This is a genomic window from Actinocatenispora rupis (assembly GCF_016861975.1).
Taxonomy (GTDB): Bacteria; Actinomycetota; Actinomycetes; order Mycobacteriales; family Micromonosporaceae; genus Actinocatenispora; species Actinocatenispora rupis.
This window is the reverse complement of sequence record NZ_BOMB01000001.1, coordinates 100,431-119,040: the sequence shown is the minus strand read 5'-3', so window position 1 is coordinate 119,040 and position 18,610 is coordinate 100,431. Positions and strand designations below refer to the sequence as shown.

17 protein-coding genes and 1 riboswitch are annotated in these 18,610 nt (G+C 73.8%); of the genes, 7 read left to right on the top strand and 10 right to left on the bottom strand.

Annotated features, from left to right (window positions below):
* Positions 1–19: 19 nt before the first annotated feature.
* Positions 20–4,672, top strand: coding sequence for an ATP-dependent helicase (locus Aru02nite_RS00600; RefSeq protein WP_203654557.1), 4,653 nt, complete (start codon positions 20–22; stop codon positions 4,670–4,672).
* 91 nt (positions 4,673–4,763) lie between these two features.
* Positions 4,764–5,135: a VOC family protein gene (locus Aru02nite_RS00595; protein WP_203654006.1), complete on the top strand. Its 372-nt coding sequence runs from the start codon at positions 4,764–4,766 to the stop codon at positions 5,133–5,135.
* A 25-nt stretch (positions 5,136–5,160) separates the two neighbouring features.
* Here the strand turns inward: Aru02nite_RS00595 and Aru02nite_RS00590 are convergent, their stop codons facing one another.
* On the bottom strand, positions 5,161–6,975 hold the full coding sequence (locus Aru02nite_RS00590; protein ID WP_203654005.1) for a bifunctional metallophosphatase/5'-nucleotidase: 1,815 nt from the start codon (positions 6,973–6,975) through the stop codon (positions 5,161–5,163).
* 83 nt (positions 6,976–7,058) lie between these two features.
* Positions 7,059–7,991 carry an LLM class F420-dependent oxidoreductase gene (locus Aru02nite_RS00585; protein WP_203654004.1) on the bottom strand — a complete coding sequence of 311 codons (933 nt, stop codon included), beginning with the start codon at positions 7,989–7,991 and terminating at the stop codon, positions 7,059–7,061.
* 165 nt (positions 7,992–8,156) lie between these two features.
* Between Aru02nite_RS00585 and Aru02nite_RS37095 the strand changes: the two genes are divergently transcribed.
* Genes Aru02nite_RS37095 through Aru02nite_RS00575 form a run of 3 tightly spaced genes read left to right on the top strand, consistent with a single transcriptional unit; the run spans position 8,157 to position 9,935 of the window.
* Complete coding sequence (locus tag Aru02nite_RS37095; protein WP_275408560.1) at positions 8,157–8,291, top strand: hypothetical protein; 135 nt, start codon at positions 8,157–8,159, stop codon at positions 8,289–8,291.
* Positions 8,292–8,296: 5 nt separating this feature from the next.
* Positions 8,297–9,106 (top strand): SAM hydrolase/SAM-dependent halogenase family protein, encoded by an 810-nt coding sequence (locus Aru02nite_RS00580; RefSeq protein ID WP_203654002.1) that lies wholly within the window; start codon positions 8,297–8,299, stop codon positions 9,104–9,106.
* Positions 9,107–9,110: 4 nt separating this feature from the next.
* A complete protein-coding gene (locus tag Aru02nite_RS00575) occupies positions 9,111–9,935 on the top strand; it encodes a DNA-formamidopyrimidine glycosylase family protein (protein ID WP_203654000.1) in 825 nt (274 codons plus the stop codon).
* On the opposite strand, the gene Aru02nite_RS36365 is transcribed toward Aru02nite_RS00575, so the two are convergent.
* Entirely contained in the window at positions 9,936–10,574 is a 639-nt protein-coding gene (locus tag Aru02nite_RS36365; protein WP_239076245.1) for a cyclodehydratase, read from the bottom strand.
* A gap of 156 nt (positions 10,575–10,730) precedes the next feature.
* Here Aru02nite_RS36365 and Aru02nite_RS00565 point away from each other — a divergent pair, with 156 nt between their 5' ends.
* Positions 10,731–11,747: an AF_0692 family protein gene (locus Aru02nite_RS00565; protein WP_203653998.1), complete on the top strand. Its 1,017-nt coding sequence runs from the start codon at positions 10,731–10,733 to the stop codon at positions 11,745–11,747.
* Here the strand turns inward: Aru02nite_RS00565 and Aru02nite_RS00560 are convergent.
* From Aru02nite_RS00560 to rimO, 7 genes are all read right to left on the bottom strand, one after another.
* Complete coding sequence (locus tag Aru02nite_RS00560; protein WP_203653996.1) at positions 11,719–12,459, bottom strand: rhomboid-like protein; 741 nt, start codon at positions 12,457–12,459, stop codon at positions 11,719–11,721. The two genes, Aru02nite_RS00565 and Aru02nite_RS00560, sit on opposite strands and share 29 nt — an antisense overlap.
* Before the next feature lie 200 nt (positions 12,460–12,659).
* Complete coding sequence (gene pspM / locus Aru02nite_RS00555; protein ID WP_203653995.1) at positions 12,660–13,430, bottom strand: phage shock envelope stress response protein PspM; 771 nt, start codon at positions 13,428–13,430, stop codon at positions 12,660–12,662.
* A gap of 28 nt (positions 13,431–13,458) precedes the next feature.
* Positions 13,459–14,325, bottom strand: a complete 867-nt coding sequence (locus Aru02nite_RS00550; protein ID WP_203653994.1) for a PspA/IM30 family protein — start codon at positions 14,323–14,325, stop codon at positions 13,459–13,461.
* A gap of 585 nt (positions 14,326–14,910) precedes the next feature.
* Positions 14,911–15,369: a helix-turn-helix domain-containing protein gene (locus Aru02nite_RS00545; RefSeq protein ID WP_203653993.1), complete on the bottom strand. Its 459-nt coding sequence runs from the start codon at positions 15,367–15,369 to the stop codon at positions 14,911–14,913.
* A 162-nt stretch (positions 15,370–15,531) separates the two neighbouring features.
* Complete coding sequence (locus Aru02nite_RS00540; protein WP_203653992.1) at positions 15,532–16,008, bottom strand: CinA family protein; 477 nt, start codon at positions 16,006–16,008, stop codon at positions 15,532–15,534.
* Complete coding sequence (gene pgsA / locus Aru02nite_RS00535) at positions 16,009–16,572, bottom strand: CDP-diacylglycerol--glycerol-3-phosphate 3-phosphatidyltransferase (RefSeq protein ID WP_373324831.1); 564 nt, start codon at positions 16,570–16,572, stop codon at positions 16,009–16,011.
* Positions 16,573–16,631: 59 nt separating this feature from the next.
* Positions 16,632–18,074: a 30S ribosomal protein S12 methylthiotransferase RimO gene (gene rimO / locus Aru02nite_RS00530; RefSeq protein ID WP_203654555.1), complete on the bottom strand. Its 1,443-nt coding sequence runs from the start codon at positions 18,072–18,074 to the stop codon at positions 16,632–16,634.
* Between the two features lie 149 nt (positions 18,075–18,223).
* A riboswitch (guanidine-III (ykkC-III) riboswitch) is annotated at positions 18,224–18,295 on the top strand.
* 7 nt (positions 18,296–18,302) lie between these two features.
* Here rimO and Aru02nite_RS00525 point away from each other — a divergent pair.
* Positions 18,303–18,596, top strand: coding sequence for a CBU_0592 family membrane protein (locus Aru02nite_RS00525; RefSeq protein WP_203653990.1), 294 nt, complete (start codon positions 18,303–18,305; stop codon positions 18,594–18,596).
* The last annotated feature ends 14 nt before the right edge of the window (positions 18,597–18,610 follow it).

The window sequence follows — 18,610 nt, the reverse complement described above, 5'->3', positions numbered from 1 at the left end:
GTCGGACCCCCGCGGCAGGATGGTCGTCGTGGACACCGAGGAGGGGCTGGCCGGGTTCGGGCCGGCGACGCGGGCGTGGTTCGGCGGGGCGTTCGCCGGGCCGACCGCGGCCCAGGCCGGCGCGTGGGCGTCGATCCGGACCGGGACGAACACGCTGGTCGTGGCGCCGACCGGGTCGGGCAAGACGCTGGCCGCGTTCCTCTGGTCGCTGGACCGGATCGCGGCCGAGCCGGCGCCCGACCCGGCCCGCCGCTGCCGCGTGCTGTACGTGAGCCCGTTGAAGGCGCTGGCCGTCGACATCGAGCGCAACCTGCGGGCGCCGCTGGCCGGGATCGGGCAGGCGGCGCAGCGGCTGGGCGCGGAGCGGCCGGACATCACCGTCGGGATGCGTACCGGGGACACGCCGGCGGCGGAGCGGCGCGGGTTCGCCCGCCGGCCGCCGGACATCCTGATCACCACGCCGGAGTCGCTGTTCCTGCTGCTCACCTCGGCGGCGCGGGAGTCGCTGCGCGGGGTCGAGACGGTCATCGTCGACGAGGTGCACGCGGTCTGCGCGACGAAACGCGGCGCGCACCTCGCGCTCTCCCTGGAACGGCTGGACGAGCTGCTGGAGCGCCCGGCGCAGCGCATCGGCCTGTCCGCCACCATACGGCCGGTCGAGGAGACGGCGCGGTTCCTCGCCGGCAGCCGGCCCGTCGCGGTGGTGGCGCCGCCGGCGGAGAAGACCGTCGAGCTGTCCGTACAGGTGCCGGTGGAGGACATGACGGCGCTGGACGAGCTGCCCGCCGAGGACCCCGACGAGTCGTACGATCCGGCCGCCGCGCCGACGCGCCGCCCGTCGATCTGGCCGGCGGTGGAGAGCCGGGTGCTGGACCTGATCCTGGCGCACCGGTCCACGATCGTCTTCGCGAACTCGCGGCGCCTGGCGGAGCGGCTGTGCGCCCGGCTCAACGAGCTGCACGCCGAGCGGCTGGCGGGCGGTCCGCTGCCCGATCCGGCGAAGGTTCCGAGTCCCGGGCGTGATGCATCAAGGGAGTCGGGACCTTCGTTCGTGTTCCCGGCGGAGGCGATCGCCGAGTCGGGGGTGGCGGCGGGCGCGGAGGCGGTGATCGCCCGCGCGCACCACGGTTCGGTGTCCCGGGAGGAACGCAAGCACATCGAGGAGGAGCTGAAGTCGGGCCGGCTTCCCGCCGTGGTCGCCACGTCGAGCCTGGAGCTGGGCATCGACATGGGCGCGGTCGACCTGGTCGTACAGGTGGAGGCGCCGCCGAGCGTGGCGTCCGGGCTGCAGCGGGTCGGCCGGGCCGGGCACCAGGTGGGCGCGCCGAGCGTCGGCGTGGTGTTTCCCAAGCACCGCGGGGACCTCGCGCCGTGCACGGTGGTCGCGACCCGGATGCGCGCGGGCGCGATCGAGGAGCTGCACTATCCGCGCAACCCGCTCGACGTGCTCGCGCAGCAGATCGTCGCGATGGTCGCGCTGGACGACTGGTCCGTGCCGGAGCTCGCCACTCTGGTACGCCGGGCCGCGCCGTTCGCGGAGCTGCCCGCCTCCGCGCTGTCCGGGGTACTCGACATGCTGGCCGGCCGGTACCCGTCGCAGGCGTTCGCGGAGCTGCGGCCCCGACTGGTCTGGGACCGTACGGCGGACCGGATCTCGGGCCGGCCCGGCGCCCAGCGGCTCGCCGTGATCTCCGGCGGCACCATCCCCGACCGCGGCCTGTTCGGGGTGTACCTGGCGGGTGCGGAGAAGGCCGCCCGGGTCGGCGAGCTCGACGAGGAGATGGTGTACGAGTCGCGCGTCGGCGACGTGTTCCTGCTGGGTTCGACGAGTTGGCGGATCGAGGACATCACGCCGGACCGGGTGCTGGTGTCCCCGGCGCCGGGTGCCGCGGCCCGGATGCCGTTCTGGAAGGGCGACACGGTGGGGCGGCCGGCGGAGCTGGGCAAGGCGATCGGCGGGCTGCTGCGCGGCCTGTCGCGCGCCGACGACGAGCAGGCCGGTGCCCGGCTGCGCGACGCGGGCCTGGACGACTGGGCCACCGGCAACCTCCTGCGGTACGTGGCGGAGCAGCGGGAGTCCGCGCGGCACGTACCGGACGACCGGACGGTGCTGGTGGAGCGGTTCCGGGACGAGCTGGGCGACTGGCGGCTGGTGGTGCACTCGGTGTTCGGCCAGCGGGTCAACGCGCCGTGGGCGCTGGCGATCGCCGCCCGGCTGCGCGAGCGGTACGGGCTGGACGCGCAGGCGCAGCCCGCCGACGACGGCATCGTCGTACGGTTGCCGGACACGGCGGACGAGCCGCCGGGCGCCGACCTCGTCGCGTTCGACCCGGACGAGCTGGACGAGCTGGTCCGCACCACCGTCGGGACCTCCGCGCTGTTCGCGGCGCGGTTCCGGGAGTGCGCGGCGCGGGCGTTGCTGCTGCCCCGCCGCGACCCCCGCCGGCGTACTCCGCTGTGGCAGCAACGGCAGCGGGCGGCGCAGCTGCTCGACGTGGCGCGGGACTTCGCCGACTTCCCGATCACGCTGGAGGCGGCCCGGGAGTGCCTGCGCGACGTGTTCGACCTGCCGGCCCTCACCGACCTGATGCGCTCGGTCGCCTCCCGGTCGGTACGCCTGGTGGAGGTGGAGACGCCGCGCCCGTCGCCGTTCGCCCGCTCCCTGCTGTTCGGTTACGTCGGCGCCTTCCTGTACGAGGGGGACGCGCCGCTCGCCGAGCGCCGGGCCGCCGCGCTGGAGCTGGATCCGACGCTGCTGGCGGAGCTGCTGGGCGCGGCCGAGCTGCGGGAGCTGCTGGATCCGGCGGTGGTGGCGGAGACCGAGCGCCGGTTGCAGTGGCTGTCGGCGGACCGGCGGGCGCGCGACGCGGAGGACGCGGCGGAGATCCTGCGACTGGTCGGCGATCTGTCCACTGTGGAGGCTTCGGAGCGGGGCATGGACGTCGACTGGCTGACCGAGCTGGTCGCCGCGCGCCGCGCCATCGTCGTCCGGATCGCCGGTACGGACCGGTTCCTCGCGATCGAGGACGCCGGCCGGGTCCGGGACGCGCTCGGCGTGGCGCTGCCCGTCGGCGTACCGGAGGCGTTCACGGAGCCGGTCGCCGATCCCCTCGGTGACCTCCTCGTGCGGTACGCGCGCTCGCACGGCCCGTTCCACGCGGCGACCTGTGCGGCCCGGTTCGGGCTGGGTGTCGCAGTGGTCGAGGAGGGGCTGCGCCGGCTGGCCGCGTCGGGCCGGCTGGTGACCGGCGAGTTCACCCCGGGCGGGACGGGCACCGAGTGGTGCGACGCGGAGGTGCTGCGGATCCTGCGGCGGCGCTCGCTCGCCGCGCTGCGCAAGGAGATCGAGCCGTCGCCGCCGCGCGCGCTGGCCGCGTTCCTGCCGCGCTGGCAGCACGTCGGCGAGGGTGCCCGCGGGGTGGACGCGGTGGCGGGCGCGATCGAGCAGCTGGCCGGCGTGGCGCTACCGGCGTCCGCGCTGGAGCGGCTGGTACTGCCGGCCCGCGTCGCCGACTACACCCCGGCATACCTGGACCAGTTGTGCGCCTCGGGCGAGGTGGTGTGGGCCGGCGCGGGCGCGTTGCCGTCCTCCGACGGGTACGTGGCGCTCGCGTTCGCCGACACCGCGGAGCTGGTACTGCCGCCGCCGGAGCCGGGCCTCGCCGAGGGCGTACTGCCGGCGGCGCTGCTGGACGCGCTGGACGGCGGGCAGGCGCTGTTCTTCCGTGACCTGGCCGACCGGGTCGGGACCGCGCTCGGCGCGCCGGTCACCGACGAGGAGCTGACCGGGGCGCTGTGGGACCTGGTCTGGGCCGGGCACCTGTCGAACGACACGCTCGCGCCGCTGCGCGCCCTGCTGTCCGGCGGCGGCGCGCACCGGTCGCGACCGGCACCTTCGCGCTCCCGGTACCGCCGGCCCGCGCCGCTGCGCCGGGGTGCGCTGCCGACCCGGGCCGGGCCGCCGATTGCCGCGGGCCGCTGGTACCGGTTGCCGGACCGGGATCCGGATCCGACCCGCCGGGCCGCCGCACGCGCCGAGGCACTCCTGGAGCGGCACGGCGTCCTGACCCGCGGCGCGGTGGTCGCCGAGCAGGTACCGGGTGGCTTCGCCGGGGTGTACCCGGTGCTCGCCGCGTTGGAGGAGCGGGGAGCCGCGCGCCGGGGGTACTTCGTGGAGTCGTTGGGGGCGGCGCAGTTCGCGGTGCCGGGGGCGGTGGACCGGCTGCGCGCGCTGGCGGACCGTTCGTCCGATGTGGACAGTGTGGGGTGGGGGCGGCGGCCGGAACGGCCGGTGGATCCGCTGGTGCTGGCGGCCACCGACCCCGCCAACCCGTACGGGGCGGCCCTGCCGTGGCCGGACCGTTCCGCGGTCGACGGCGAGGCGTCGGGGCACCGGCCGGGGCGTAAGGCGGGCGCGCTGGTGGTGCTCGTCGACGGCGACCTCGCGCTGTACGTGGAGCGCGGCGGCCGCACCCTGCTGTCGTTCACCGACGACGAGCCGACCCTGTCGGCGGCGGCGACGGCGCTGGCCGGCGCGGTCCGGTCCGGCGTACTGGGCGCGTTGGCGGTGGAGCGGGCGGACGGCGCGCCGGTGCAGTCGACGCCGCTGTCCGCCGCGTTGACCACGGCCGGTTTCCGGGTCACCCCGCGCGGCCTGCGCCTCCGCGCCTGACCCCCGTGACCACCGTACGGGCGGAACCGGTTGCACGTGGGCGCGTGCAACCGGCATACTGCGTTCACTGGTTACAACGGAGGGACTCATCATGACCGGCATCGCCCGCCTGAAGGCGGTCGTCCTGGACTGCCCGGACCCGCAGGCGCTCGCGGCGTTCTACGCGGAACTCACCGGCGCGCCGATCGTCGAGGTCGAGGACGACTGGGTGGACCTGGCCGACGACGGCGCCGGCGTACGGCTGTCGTTCCAGCTGGCGCCCGACTACCAGGCGCCGACCTGGCCCGACCCGACCCGGCCGCAGCAGTTCCACCTGGATCTGGACGTGCCGGCGGACGGCGTGGACGCCGCGGAGGAGAAGCTGCTCGCGCTGGGCGCGACGAAGCCGGAGACGCAGCCGGGTGGCCAGTGGCGGGTCTACCTCGACCCGGTCGGCCACCCGTTCTGCCTCTGCTGGGACTGACCATCCACTGTGGACGGTCCGGCGGTCAGCGCAGGATCGTCACCCGGTCCAGCGGCGACGGGCCGATCGACGGGCGCGACCGCAGGTACGCGATGAACTCCTCGTGGTCGCGCCCGTTCCGGTACGGGTCGGTGAAGCCGCTCAGCGCCTTGTACCCGTCGGCGCCGATGAGCGTGTACCCCAGCCCCGCGACACGGTACGAGCGGGCCGGGTCGAGCGGCACGCCGTCGATGAGGAACGCGGCCGGGTCGACCCGGTCCCCCACCGGACGCCGCACGTCGAACGTGGCGCGCACGTTCGCCGAGAAGTTCAGCGGACCGTACTTCACGGTCCCGTTCGCCTGCGTCTGCCACTGCTGTTCGAGCGCGTCGTGGATCTGCTGCCCGGTCAGCGTCACCGACAGGATCGGGTTCTCGTACCCGAGCTGCGCGTACGCCTCGCCGTACAGGATGACGCCGTCGGCGTCGGCGGCGGACGTCGTGCCCTTGGCGTAGGAGAGGGTGCCGGCGAAGGCGTTGGAACCGGTGATCGGCTTGGCTGCGGCGATCGCGAAGTCGGCGTGGCCGTCCCGGTGCCGGTTGGCCGACCAGTAGAGGAGGTCGGCGCCGAGCTCACCCATCGAGCTCTCCCCCGTCGACGACAGCGTCGGGGTGATGTCGGCGGTGAGGTGACCGGCGACGGTGTCGTACCGTTCCTTGCCGCGGGCGGTCCAGTAGTCGACGATGCGGGCGATCCGCGGGTCCGGGTCGACGTCGAGGGTGACCGCGTGGTTGGTCGACACGGTCAGGTCGCGCAACGGCGCACCGGTGTCCGGGTCCAGCCGCAGCAGGATCTCGTTGATCATCTGCCCGGCGTGGCTGGCCTCGACGACGGGGCGCGGGTTGCCGGCCGGGTCGGGCAGCATCGCGTTGAACCACCAGTGCCAGTGGCCGGTGACGATGGCGCACACGTCCGGGTCGATGGTGGCGGCGAGCTGCAGCGCCGGTCCGGTCGACATGTCGGACCCGTTGATGGGCGCGTGCCAGTTGTCGTTCTGCTGCGCCCCGTCGTGCACCACCACGACGATCGCCCGGATCCCCTTGTCCTTCAACACCTTCGCGTACCGGTTGGCGGCCTCGGCCTCGTCGATGCTGGTCAGATCCGGGTTGTACGAGCTGGATCCGGTCGGCGTACCGGTGAGCGTGAGGTGGATGAACCCGATCGGGTATCGCCGGCCGTCCGCACCGACCGCCCACTCGACGTTGTACGGCGCCAGCACGGGCTTGCCGGTCGAGCGCCACAGGATGTTCGCCGAGTAGTACGGGAAGGCGAGGCCACGGAAGCGCCGGCCGGTGGAGTCGACGAAGTCCGAGTCACGCCCTGGTACGCCGACCGGCCGCCCGTCGATCATGTGGTCGAGCAGGTAGTCGACGCCGTAGTCGAACTCGTGGTTGCCGAGCGCGGAGAACTGCAGCCCGAGCGCGTTGAGTACCTCGACGGTCGACTCGTCGGACAGCATCTTGTTGTCCAGCGGCTGGCTGCCGCAGAAGTTGTCGCCGGCCGAGAAGAAGATCGAGTTGCGCGGCGCGCGCAGCCGCGCGAGGTGCGTCGCCAGGTACGCGGCACCGCCGACGTTGATGCTCTCCCCGTTGGGGCCGGCCGGGATCCAGCCGTCCGCCGCGGACGTCGGCGTGCGGTTGTTGCCGTGGAAGTCGGTGATGTCGAGGAGCTGCACCTCGACGTACTCCCGGCCGGTGGTGTCCCGTGCCGCGTCGCTCGCGTACGCGGGGGTGCCGATCGCCGTGGCCGCGGCCATCGCGCCGGCCCCGCCCAACAGTGCCCGTCTGCTCAGTACGGTCATCCGACCTCCTCGTCAGGTTGCCGGCATACTGCACCAGCGCCCCATGACGATCAAGAGGCCGGAAAAGGTACCGGTCGTGAAGCTCAGCCGAGGTGCGGCAGGACCTCCGACGCAACCAGGTCAAGATGGTCCAGGTCGGACAGGTCCAACGTCTGGAGGTACATCCGGGACGCGCCACGCTCGGCGTACGTGCCGATCTTGTCGACGATCTCGGCGGGCGTCCCGGCCAGCCCGTTGGTACGCAACTCCGCGAGGTCGCGGCCGATCGCGTCGGCCCGGCGGCGCAGCTCGGCGTCGGTCGCGCCGCAGCACAGCACCTGGGCCGCCGAGTACACCAGGTCGGCGGGGTCGCGGCCGGCGTCCCGGCAGGCCTGCCGTACGCCGTCGAACAGCCGCCCGGTCTCGTCCGCCGCGGCGAACGGCACGTTGAACTCGTCCGCGTACGTCGCCGCCAGCGCCGGCGTGCGCCGCTTCCCGGAGCCACCGACCAGTACCGGCGGGCGCGGCGTCTGCGCCGTCCGCACCAGCCCCGGCGCGTCCGTCAGCGTGTAGTGCCGCCCCTGGTACGAGAAGGTCTTGCCGGCCGGGGTCTCCCACAGTCCGGTGACGATGGCGAGCTGCTCGGCGTACCGCTCGAAACGCTCGGCCAGCGACGGGAACGGGATCCCGTACGCCTCGTGCTCCTCGGCGTACCACCCGCTGCCGATGCCGAACTCGACGCGCCCGCCGGACATCTGGTCGACCTGCGCGACGGCCACCGCCAGCGGCCCCGGCAGCCGGAACGTCGCCGCCGACATCAGCGTGCCCAGCCGGATCCGCGACGTGTCGCGGGCCAGCCCGGCCAGCGTGATCCACGCGTCGGTCGGCCCCGGCTCGCCGCTCCCGTCGCCCATCTTCAGGTAGTGGTCGCTCCGGAAGAACGCGTCGAAACCGCAGTCCTCGGCCCGCCGCGCCACCCGCAGCAGCTCGTCGTAGGTCGCCCCCTGCTGGGGCTCGGTGAAGATCCGAAGCCGCATGATCCAACCCGTCCGTACCGGCGTCGCTGACCCGGCCGACGCTACCGCGCCGATCCGGCCGCCGCCGCGCGGTCCGGCACCCTTCCACATCCGGCGGCCTGCCACGTCATCCCGGCTGCCCCACGTCCCGACCTCGATGCGCTGCGCTTCCACCAGCGGCGCGGGATGCGCCTGATCGCCGTCGACCCGGGCGCCGTGGACCGTGCCCGCCGCCGGAAGCCGACGATCCCGACGGTCGGCGCGTACGGCATCGAGCTGCGCGACGAACCGCACCTCGAACACCGCCTCGACGTACGCTGACCGCCGTGGGAGACACCGGGTACGGCTGGATCAGCTTCACCACCGACTACGGCACGGTGGACGGGTTCGTGGCGGCGTGCAAGGGCGTCATGGCGGGCATCGCCCCCGGCGTACCGGTGCTCGACGTCACCCACCACGTGCCGCCGGGCGACGTACGGCGGGGCGCGGTGGTGCTCGCGCAGACGGTGCCGTACCTGCCGCCGTCGGTGCACCTGGCGGTGGTCGACCCGGGCGTGGGGACGACCCGGCGGGCGGTGGCGGTCGAGGCGGGCGACAGCGTTCTGGTCGGGCCGGACAACGGGCTGCTGCCGTGGGCGGCGCGGGAGCTGGGCGGCGCCCGCCGCGTCGTCGTACTCGACCGGCCGGAGTGGCATCTGGACCACGTCCGCAGCACGTTCCACGGCCGGGACGTGTTCGCGCCGGTGGCCGCGCGGCTCGCGGTCGGCCGGCACATCGCCGAGGCCGGCACGCCGCTCGACCCGGACGAGCTGGTCACCCTGCCCGAGCCGGTACTGCGCTGTGGCCACGGGTACATGGAGGTCGAGGTGTTGACGGTGGACCGGTTCGGCAACGTGCAGCTGGCGGCGGGGCCGGAGATCATGGCGGAGCTGGGCCGTACGGTGACGGTCTCGGTGGCGGCGGGCGCGACCGGTTTCCGGGTGGCGGCGGGTGACACGTTCGGGTCGGTCGACGGCGGGGATCCCGTGCTGTACCTGGATTCCGCGGACCTGGTGACGCTGGCCGTCAACGGCGGCTCCGCCGCCGAGCGGTACGCGCTGGGGCCCGGCGACGTCCTCCGGCTCTCCCCCGCGTGACGCGATGCCGGAGGGGGACACGGTCTGGCTGCACGCCCGGGATCTCGACCGGGCGCTCGCCGGTGCGACGCTGACCGGTGCCGACCTCCGGGTGCCCGCACTGTCCACAGTGGACCTGCGCGGCTGGCGGGTGGACCGCGTCGCCAGTCGTGGCAAGCATCTGCTGGTCCGGCTCGACCGCGACGGGCGCCGCTTCACCCTGCACTCGCACCTGCGGATGGACGGCCGGTGGCTGATCCGCCCCGCGGGCCGGGCGTACCGGCCGGGGCACACCGTGCGCGTCGTGCTCGCCACCGACCGCGTACTCGCCATCGGCGACCGGGTGCACGATCTCGCCCTCGTACCGACGGCGCAGGAGTCGCGGCTGGTCGGGCACCTCGGCCCGGACCTGCTCGGCGACGACTGGGATGCGGCCGAGGCGGTACGCCGGCTCGCGGCCGCTCCCGACCGGCCGATCGGCCCCGCCCTGCTCGACCAGCGCAACCTGGCCGGCATCGGCAACCTGTACAAGTCGGAGCTGGCGTTCCTGCGCGGCGTCTCTCCGTGGGCGCCGGTACGCGACGTGCCCGACCTGCCCGGGCTCGTCCGGCTCGCGCACGAGGTCCTCACCGCCAACCGGGACCGCTGGTCGCAGGTCACCACCGGCGTCGACCGCCCCGGCGAGCGCACCTTCGTGTACGGCCGGGCCCGGCGTCCCTGCCGCCGCTGCGGCACCCCGGTACGCCGGGCCGAACAGTCCGACGGCCCACCCGACGGCCGCGTCACGTACTGGTGCCCGTCGTGCCAGCCGGAGCCGCGCCGTACGGACGGGCCGCACGGCGCGGGCTGATCAGCCGATCGCGGTACTCGACAGCGTCGGGTTCGGGTCCGGGTACGCCACCGCGGAGGCGGCCACCGGGATGCCGAGCACGGTCACGTCGGCGGTGAAGGTCAGGCCGGGGTCGGAGTAGCTCGTGCCGCCGAGCCGTACGTCGATGCTGCCGGACGTGCCGGCCGTCAGGTCGAGGGTGATGGTCGGCAGCTCGAACGACGAGCCGCCGGCGATCGGTCCGGGCACGGTGAGCACGACGTTGCCGCCGTCGAGCCCGACGGTGGGCGTACCGCCGAGGTTGGCGCCGCCGGACACCGTGGCCGACACGTAGCTCGAGTTCGCCGGTACGGGCAGGAGGATCTTGACGTTCTTGATGTCCTTGACCGGGTAGCCGGACGCGTCGGTCGGCACGGTGTTCGGGGCCGGGTCGATGACGACCTGCACCGCGGAGCCGGCGGTCGCGCTCGCCGGCGCGGTCGCGTCGATGTCCTGGTCGAGCGTGCCGGTCCCGGTCTGCCCGGCCGCACTGGCCTGGAACTGGTACGCCACGGTCTGGGTCGCCGCGGACGCCGGCCCGGCGACGCCCACCACGAGCGCGAGCACGGCGCCGACGGCCAGACCGAGCGCGAGTCTCCAGCGACCACGTGATGCTCTCATCGGGTCCACCTCACTTCCGGACAACTATCGCCAACTGGTCATAATCAGAATGATTGATCATTTCCCGACAATCCAGAGTTACGCGAGAAAATGTCACGTTCATCGGAGGGTGGTCGGGGGCAGCGCGCGACGTTTGCCCCGCATTACGGTGTGCCCATGTCCACCGAGGTCGCACCGAGCACCGTCGTACCGGTCGTCCCGCGGCCCCGCCGTCGGTGGCCCGGCGCCCTGCTCGGCTTCGCCCTCTTCGCCTACGTCGCCCTGCTGTGCACCGAGTACGTCGACAGCGCGCGCCCGGCGCCGCTGCTCGGCCCCGCCGGCCTCCTCACGTACCTGCCGTACGCGGTGCTGCTCGCCGCCCTGATCGGCCGGTACGGCCCGCTCTCCGTCCGCACCCTGTACCTGGTCGGCGCGGTCGTCGGTCTCGCCGGCGAGGCGTTCGGGACGCACGCGGTGTGGGCGCGCGCCGGCGGCCCGCACCCGGTACTCCCGCCCATCGGCGGCTTCGCGCCGTGGGAGTTCGCCACCCTCGTCGGCACGTACCATCCGGTCCTCTCGGCCGTCGTGCCCGTACTGCTCGGCGCCGCGGTGTTCGGCACCCCGTACGCGGGGACGCTGCCGCGCGTCCAGCTGCGCGCCCTGCTCGTCGCGCTGCCCGTACTGACCGGGGTGTTCGCCGGGTTCGGCCACCAGGAGCCGACCGTGTTCGCGGCCGCGCTCGTCGTCAACGCCGGCACGCTGACCCTGCTCGTCGCCGCGTACTGCCGGTGGGGCGGCCCGGTCGGCCGGGTGCCGGCGCCCGTCGTGGCCGGCGCGGCGGTCGTGGCCGTCGCCTGGTCCGTCGTCGGCGCCGTACGGTACCGGCTCGACCCGGTCACCCTCGCCGGTACCGTCGCCGTCCTGCTCGTACTGCTCGCCGCCGTGGCCCGCTCGGTACGGCTCGACCGGCGGCGGCCGGCGCACACTGGCGACGCGCCCGCGTTCCGCTGGCCGGCGTACCTGGGGTATCTGGGTGGGTTCGCGGTCGTCGCCACCGCGGCCTACGCGGCGCTGATGATCACCGGCGGGCTCGGCGCCACGACCGCCGCGCTGGTCGCCCTCGTCGCGGGCGCCGCCGGCACCGGGTACCTGGCGCTCACCGTGCTCAGGGTGCTGCTTCCGCGTCGGCGGTGACCACCTCGGCGCGCCGCCGCACCGTCCGCAGCCGTACCCACGGGAGGGCGCCCGGCCACATCGTGCCGAGCACGCCGCGCCGGCGCAGCAACAGCCAGAAGCCGACCCCGACCCCCAGACACAGCAGGTGCCCGACCGCCGTCATGTCCGGGTCGGCGATCACCGGCACCGCCAACGAGACGACCGCCGTCGCGAGTACCGGCCAGCGCACCACCGTGGGCAGCAGGCCCAACATGGCGCCGATCGAGGTCATCAGCAGGTAGCTCGCGCCCACGTCCTGCTGCGACGCCTGCGCCGCGGGCAACCAGTGCAGGCCGATCCCGACCGCCACCGCGCCCTCGGTCAGCAGGCTCACCAGGACGTGCCCGGTACCGGCCACCAGCATCGTGCGCCAGCCGCCCAGCCGCCGCTCCAGCGGAGCCAACGACACCGCGAAACCCAGCGCGTACGGCAGCCAGTGCCGGCCCGGCAGCCACATCCCCGACGTGAGAAGCGCCCGTACCGGATTGCTCGTCAACTGGTCCAGATTGGTACTCGACGCGTCCAGCAACCGCTCCGCCGTGCCCGCACCGACCAGGTACAGCACGGCCGTCGTCACCAGCAGGATCGCCAGGTACGTGAAGGTCACCGGAGTACGGCGGGGGCTGGGCAACGCCGACACGGTCCACCGGACCAGACCCGCCACCGGGCGGCGCGCCGCACCCTGCCCCACCGCCACCTCCGGCCGCTCGACGCCTGCTGGTGCCAGACCCTACGAGCCGAACCGAGGTACTGGCTGTGCGCCGGCTGACGGTCAGTGACGGCGCGTGTCCGTCGACGACTGTCCCCGATCGGGCGCGCAGGGCCAACCCCGATCCCGGACACCCGGGCACACAGCGACTGTGAGAACAGACACGCAGGGGCGGCGGCGGGTCAACTCGCCGGCGCGCGCAGATCCCGCAACTCGGCCAGACCCTGCGCGAACGCGGACATCCGGTCCGCAGCCTCGGTCAGCCGGGACGACGACATGCTGTCCTCGGCGACGCCGTGCTCCGCGGCACAGGCGGCCACCGCGGCGACGAGCCGCTCGTACGTGCCGACCCCGTCGTTCAGCCGTACCAGAAGCATCGAACGCGCCTCGCCCAGCGGGGCACGCGACTCGGGGCCGGCGAAGCGCTCCGCGCGCTCCACGGTCACCACCCGACCGGCCAGCTCACGCAGCGACCGCTCGGCCACCGCGGCCTCCCGCAGCGCGTCCTCCACCTGCTCGCCCAGCGAACCGCCCAGGTCGGTCAGCGCCGACGAGGCGGCGTCCAGCCGGGCCCACGCGGGAGCGGCCGCCGACCCGCGGAACCGTCGCCGGCCCGCACGCCGGCTCACCTCGTCCACGGCCGCGCGGGCCGTCGGATTGGCCGAGAGCGCCGCCCGCATCGCCGCTCGGGCCGCCTCGGCCGGACCGACCTGCGGACGATCCGGCGGCAACGGCTGCGCCGCAAGTACGCGGTGGTCACGCCAGCGGAACACGGCCATCACCACGGCCACGCCCGCGCCGGCGGCCCAGAACGCGTCCGGCACCCCAACCCCCGCGTACGGCGTGAGGACGGCGGTGGCGCCGGTCAGCCCGGCACCGAGGACGCTCCACCGCCGGGCCGCCCGGCGGAGCCGGCGCACCCGACGGAGCCGCTGATCGCGTGTCTCCGCCATCCCCGCACCTCCACACGCCCGGGGCGGGTCAGCCCGCCGAGGCGTCCGTGTTGCCGTTCTTGTTCATGTTCTGCCGGAGCTGCTCCAGGCGCGCCACACCGGCGGTCTCGGACTGCTCGGACGCACCCGACCCCGACGGGACGGCCTTCTGCGCCGGCGCGCTGGTGAGCTGCTCGCCGGCCATGCTCGCCCGGATCTGCTCCAGACGGGCGTTGCCGGCCATGTCCAGGCTCGACTTCTGCACTTCCAGCATCCGGCCCTCGACCGAGTTCTGCGCGAGCTCGGCGCGACCCATCGCGTTCGCGTACCGACGCTCGATCTTCTCGCGCACCTCGTCCAGCGACGGCGTGTTGCCCGGCGCGGCCAGGTCGGACATGCTCTGCAGCGAGTTGGCCACCTGCTCCTGCATCTTGGCCTGTTCGAGCTGGCTGAGCAGCTTCGTCCGCTCGGCGAGCTTCTGCTTGAGCATCAGCGCGTTGTCGTCCACGGCCTTACGGGCCTGCTGCGCCGCCGCGATCGACTGGTCGTGCAGCGTCTTCAGGTCCTCCATGGACTGCTCGGCCGAGACGAGCTGCGTGGCGAACACCTGCGCGGTCTGCTCGAACTGCTGCGCCTTCGCCTCGTCCCCCTCGGCGCGGGACTTGTCCGCCATCACCAGCGCCTGCTTGGCCTGGCCCTGCAACTGCTCGACCTGCGACATCTGCCGGGACAGCTTCATTTCGAGCTGCCGCTGGTTGCCGATGACCGCGGCAGCCTGCTGCGTCAGCGCCTGGTGCTGGCGCTGCGCGTCTTCGATCGCCTGCTGGATCTGCACCTTCGGATCGGCGTACTCGTCGATCTTGGCGCCGAACAGCGCCATCAGGTATCGCCAGCCCTTGACGAACGGGTTCGCCATTGTTCGCGGTCCTCTCTGCGGCTCAGCTAGCGCCGACCTCGACGCGTTCATCCCATCGTGTCAGGCCAACGCGACGATCGTCACGCCACCCCCGGCGGGAGATTACGACACGATCGGCGCAAACCACCGGGAACCACACGCCCCGACGGACCGTCCCGAACGCCGCGGCCCGGACCGCCACCTCCCCCGGACCGTCGCTCCCCCGTCGCGGGTCTCCCCGCACGAGGTCAAGTGTGCCCGAAAGCCGTGCGCGGTGAGAGGCCCCGACCGGCTTTACGGGCAACACCCGGGTACGTCCCAGGGTGATCTCGGGGTGGACTCGCCACCCGGTACCGGGGCGCACCCGACGACCTCGACCGAGCGTACGCGGACCGTCGCGGTACGAGCGGGCGAACGATCCGGCTCGGACGGTGTGGACTACCCCGGTCGGGTCGACACGGGCATCCGCCCCGGGTACCGGACACGGCACGGTCGACTGGATCGGGCGACATGCGGAAGAGAACCCGGAAGGGTCAAGGGCCGCAGAAGAAGCCGCACGCTCGGAAGGCAGCAGACGCACGCGCGGGCCGGACGGCCCGCGGGCGGTCAGGCGGCGTAGACGACTTCCTTGTGCGGGCGGGACGGCGGGCGGACCGGACGGGTCAGCGTGGCGGTCGCCCGGCCGCGCAGCTGCACCGAGGTGCGGACCGCGGTGCCAGTGGCGACCGAGTTGGTGACCGCGCCGGGCGCCAGCGGCGCCGCCTCGGGCTCGTCCGAGCCGGCGGTCAGCGCCTCGTCGGCACCGACCGGCTGCAGCACGCCGGCCATCTCCTCGGCCAGCGCCAGCGTGTCGCTGACCTCGCGCAGCACGTCGGAGAGCTGAACGCCGAGGGCCTCGCAGATCGAGGAGAGCAGCTCGCTGGACGCCTCCTTCTGCCCGCGCTCCAGCTCGGACAGGTAGCCGAGGCTCACCTTCGCCTCGGTGGAGACGTCCCGGAGTGTCCGGTGCTGGTCGAGCCGACGCTCGCGCAGCGTGTCACCCAGGACCCTGCGCAGCAGGACCATCGCGCACCTCCTCCGGCGACCATGCACCACCCCGACGTACCGGTCCGGCGCGGTTGCCCGCTCGAACCGGGATGTTCGCCACGGTACCGCGCCGAGACGGCCGCGACACCATGGCCCACCGGGTGATGCACCACAGTACCGCGGGATGATCTCCGCGGCCCGTCAGCGCAGAGCGCTCAACAGCAACGCCAGCGCGGCGGTCACCGTACCGGCGCGGACCGCGGCACGGTCGCCCGGCAGCGCCAGCCGCTCGGCCACGTCACCGTACGGGCCCGCGAGCCCGACGTACACCGTGCCGGCGGGAGAGCCACCGTGCGGCTCCGGGCCGGCCACCCCGGTGGTACCGATGCCCCAGGTGGCGCCGCAGCGCTCACGGGCACCCCGGGCCAGCGCACGGGCCACGTCCGGGTCCACCGGGCCGCGCTCGGCGAGCAGATCCTCCGGTACTCCGGCGAGCGACGCCTTGAGGTCCACCGCGTACACGATGAGGCCGCCGCGGAGAACGGCGGAAGCGCCCGGTACGTCGACGACGGTGGCGGCGAGCTGGCCGGCGGTCAGCGACTCGGCCGTGGCGAGCGTCTCACCCCGGGCGAGGAGCGCGGACACGACCTCGGGCGCCCGTACGACGTCGGTGGTCACTCAGGTCGCCGATCCGCGACGGCGCAGGGCCACCGCACGGAACACGTAGTCGAAGCCGGTGCCGACGGTGACCAGCAGCGCGAGCAGCATGATCCAGAAACCGAGCCCGGACAGCGGATCCGGCCACGGGAACAGGTACCACGCGATCGCGACGATCTGCAGCACGGTCTTCACCTTGCCGCCGCGGCTCGCGGCGATCACGCCGTGCCGCAGCACCCAGAAGCGCAGCGCGGTCACCCCGGCCTCACGGGCCAGGATCACCGCGGTCATCCACCACGGCAGCCCCGCGTACGCGGAGAGGACGATCAGCGCGGAGCCGGTCAGCGCCTTGTCCGCGATCGGGTCGGCGACCTTGCCGAACGGGGTGACCAGGTTGCGCGACCGGGCCAGCCAGCCGTCGGCGAAGTCGGTCACGGAGGCGACGCAGAAGACCACGCACGCGGCGATCCGCCAGTCGGCGGCGACCAGGTGCGAGGCGACCGCGATCCAGACGAACACCGGGACCAGGACGATACGCAGCGCGGTCAGCGCGTTCGCCGGGTTGACCAGGGGCGCCACCGGCACTGCCTCCCGTCGTGCGGGCGGCGCCGGGGTACGCGAAGTCGCGCCGGACGCCGCCTCGGTCACCGCGGACCGCCCCGCACCGTACCGGTGGGGGCACGGTCCAGGACCGCATCGGGCACCGCGTACAGATCCACGCCGACGGAGTCGACGACCCGGGCGGACACCAGGTCTCCCGGGCGGAGCGTGTCGAGGGCGAGCGCGCCGTCCGCCGTGAGCGTCGTCGTGCCGTCGACCTCGGGGGCCTGGTGCGCGGCGCGCCCCTCGACCTCGCCGTCGTCCACGGTTTCCACCAGGACCTCGACGGTGCTGCCGACCCGGTCCTCGGCGCGCTGCGCGACCAGCTCGTCCACCAGCGAGCTGAGCCGGTTCACCCGGTCGGTCACCTCGTCCGGGTCGACCTTGCCGGTCATCGTCGCGGCCTCGGTGCCGTCCTCGTCGGAGTAGCCGAACACGCCGATCGCGTCCAGCTCGGCGCCGGTCAGGAACCGCTCCAGCTCCGCCACGTCGTCCTCGGACTCGCCGGGGAAGCCGACGATCACGTTCGTCCGGGCGCCCAGTTCGGGGGCGATGGCGCGGGCCGAGGCCAGCAGCTCCCAGAACCGCTCCGTGTTGCCGAACCGGCGCATCCGCCGCAGCACCGGCTCGCTGGCGTGCTGGAACGACAGGTCGAAGTACGGGGCGAGGCCCGGCGTGCCGGCGATGACCTCGACCAGGCCGGGGCGCATCTCGGCCGGCTGCAGGTAGCTGACCCGCACCCGGACGATCCCGGGCACCTTCGCCAGCTGCGGCAGCAGCTTCTCCAGCGCGCGCGGGTCGCCCAGGTCCTTCCCGTACGACGAGGAGTTCTCGCTGACGAGGACCAGCTCGCGGGCGCCCTGGGTGGCCAGCCACTCGGCCTCGTTGAGCACCTCGTCCGGCGTACGCGACAGGTACGCCCCGCGGAAGGACGGGATGGCGCAGAACGCGCAGCGCCGGTCGCAGCCGGACGCGAGCTTGAGCGAGGCGACGGGGCCGCGGTCCAGCCGGTACCGCAGGACCTTGAGGTGCGCGGGCGTGTGCTCGTCCCCGTCCCCGTCCCCGTGCCCCGGTACGGCGGCGCGGCTGGTGTGCCGCTCGACCGGCGTGATCGGCAGCAGGGTGCGGCGGTCGCGCGGGGTGTGCGGGGTGATCGTGCCGCCCGCGAGCACCGTGTTCAGCCGGTCCGAGATGTCCGGATAGTCGTCGAAGCCGAGTACCGCGTCGGCCTCCGGCAGGCTCTCCGCGAGCTGGTTGCCGTACCGCTCGGCCATGCAGCCGGCGGCCACCACCTTGGCGCCACCGTCACCGGCGGCCAGCAGGGTGTCGATCGAGTCCTGCTTGGCCTGCTCGACGAAACCGCAGGTGTTGACGAGGACCACGTCGGCGGCGGCGCCGTCGTCCGTGACCTGCCAACCGTCGGCGGCCAGGCGCGCGGCCAGCTCCTCGGAGTCGACCTCGTTACGGGCGCAGCCGAGCGTGAGCATGGCGACACGGCGGGGGGATTCTGCGGCGGACACGCACCGAGCCTACCGACCCGACCGGTGCCGGACACAGCACACCGGTACGGTGGCCCACCGCCGGTGAGGTTCCGCACCATTGATCACCGGCACCCGGTTGGCCGGATAGGCTCGACGTGGCGGCCGGGTCAGCCGGTCCGCACCGGACGAGCAGCGCGACGTACCCGGACGTGCAAAGACGACGCGCCACCCACCATGGCTGAGATTCTGCAGATCGTGGGCGCCGTCCTGGTGCTCACCGGCTTCTTCGGTACCCAGATCGGCGTCGTCGACGCCAAGTCGCTGGCGTACCTCGTGGTCAACGCGCTCGGATCGGGCGTACTCGCGGTGCTGGCACTGCTCGGACGGGAGTGGGGTTTCCTGCTCCTGGAAGGCGTGTGGTGCGTCGTCGCCGCCGTCTCCCTCGTCGGAGTACTCGCCAACGCCCGGCGGCGCCGACCGTACCTCTGGAAGCCGCCCGGACGGCAACGGAGTCCGCAGGCGCACTGACGCCACGTCCGCGG

What these genes read in the sequence shown, in the direction of transcription:
- Aru02nite_RS00595 (WP_203654006.1), top strand. Translation starts at nt 4,764, where the DNA reads ATGACCGGCATCGCCCGCCTGAAGGCGGTCGTCCTGGACTGCCCGGAC.
- pspM (WP_203653995.1), bottom strand. Translation starts at nt 13,430, where the DNA reads ATGGCGGAGACACGCGATCAGCGGCTCCGTCGGGTGCGCCGGCTCCGC.
- Aru02nite_RS00590 (WP_203654005.1), bottom strand. Translation starts at nt 6,975, where the DNA reads ATGACCGTACTGAGCAGACGGGCACTGTTGGGCGGGGCCGGCGCGATG.
- rimO (WP_203654555.1), bottom strand. Translation starts at nt 18,074, where the DNA reads ATGCTCACGCTCGGCTGCGCCCGTAACGAGGTCGACTCCGAGGAGCTG.
- Aru02nite_RS00600 (WP_203654557.1), top strand. Translation starts at nt 20, where the DNA reads ATGGTCGTCGTGGACACCGAGGAGGGGCTGGCCGGGTTCGGGCCGGCG.
- Aru02nite_RS37095 (WP_275408560.1), top strand. Translation starts at nt 8,157, where the DNA reads ATGCGCCTGATCGCCGTCGACCCGGGCGCCGTGGACCGTGCCCGCCGC.
- Aru02nite_RS00565 (WP_203653998.1), top strand. Translation starts at nt 10,731, where the DNA reads ATGTCCACCGAGGTCGCACCGAGCACCGTCGTACCGGTCGTCCCGCGG.
- Aru02nite_RS36365 (WP_239076245.1), bottom strand. Translation starts at nt 10,574, where the DNA reads ATGAGAGCATCACGTGGTCGCTGGAGACTCGCGCTCGGTCTGGCCGTC.
- Aru02nite_RS00585 (WP_203654004.1), bottom strand. Translation starts at nt 7,991, where the DNA reads ATGCGGCTTCGGATCTTCACCGAGCCCCAGCAGGGGGCGACCTACGAC.
- Aru02nite_RS00545 (WP_203653993.1), bottom strand. Translation starts at nt 15,369, where the DNA reads ATGGTCCTGCTGCGCAGGGTCCTGGGTGACACGCTGCGCGAGCGTCGG.
- Aru02nite_RS00550 (WP_203653994.1), bottom strand. Translation starts at nt 14,325, where the DNA reads ATGGCGAACCCGTTCGTCAAGGGCTGGCGATACCTGATGGCGCTGTTC.
- Aru02nite_RS00525 (WP_203653990.1), top strand. Translation starts at nt 18,303, where the DNA reads ATGGCTGAGATTCTGCAGATCGTGGGCGCCGTCCTGGTGCTCACCGGC.
- Aru02nite_RS00575 (WP_203654000.1), top strand. Translation starts at nt 9,111, where the DNA reads ATGCCGGAGGGGGACACGGTCTGGCTGCACGCCCGGGATCTCGACCGG.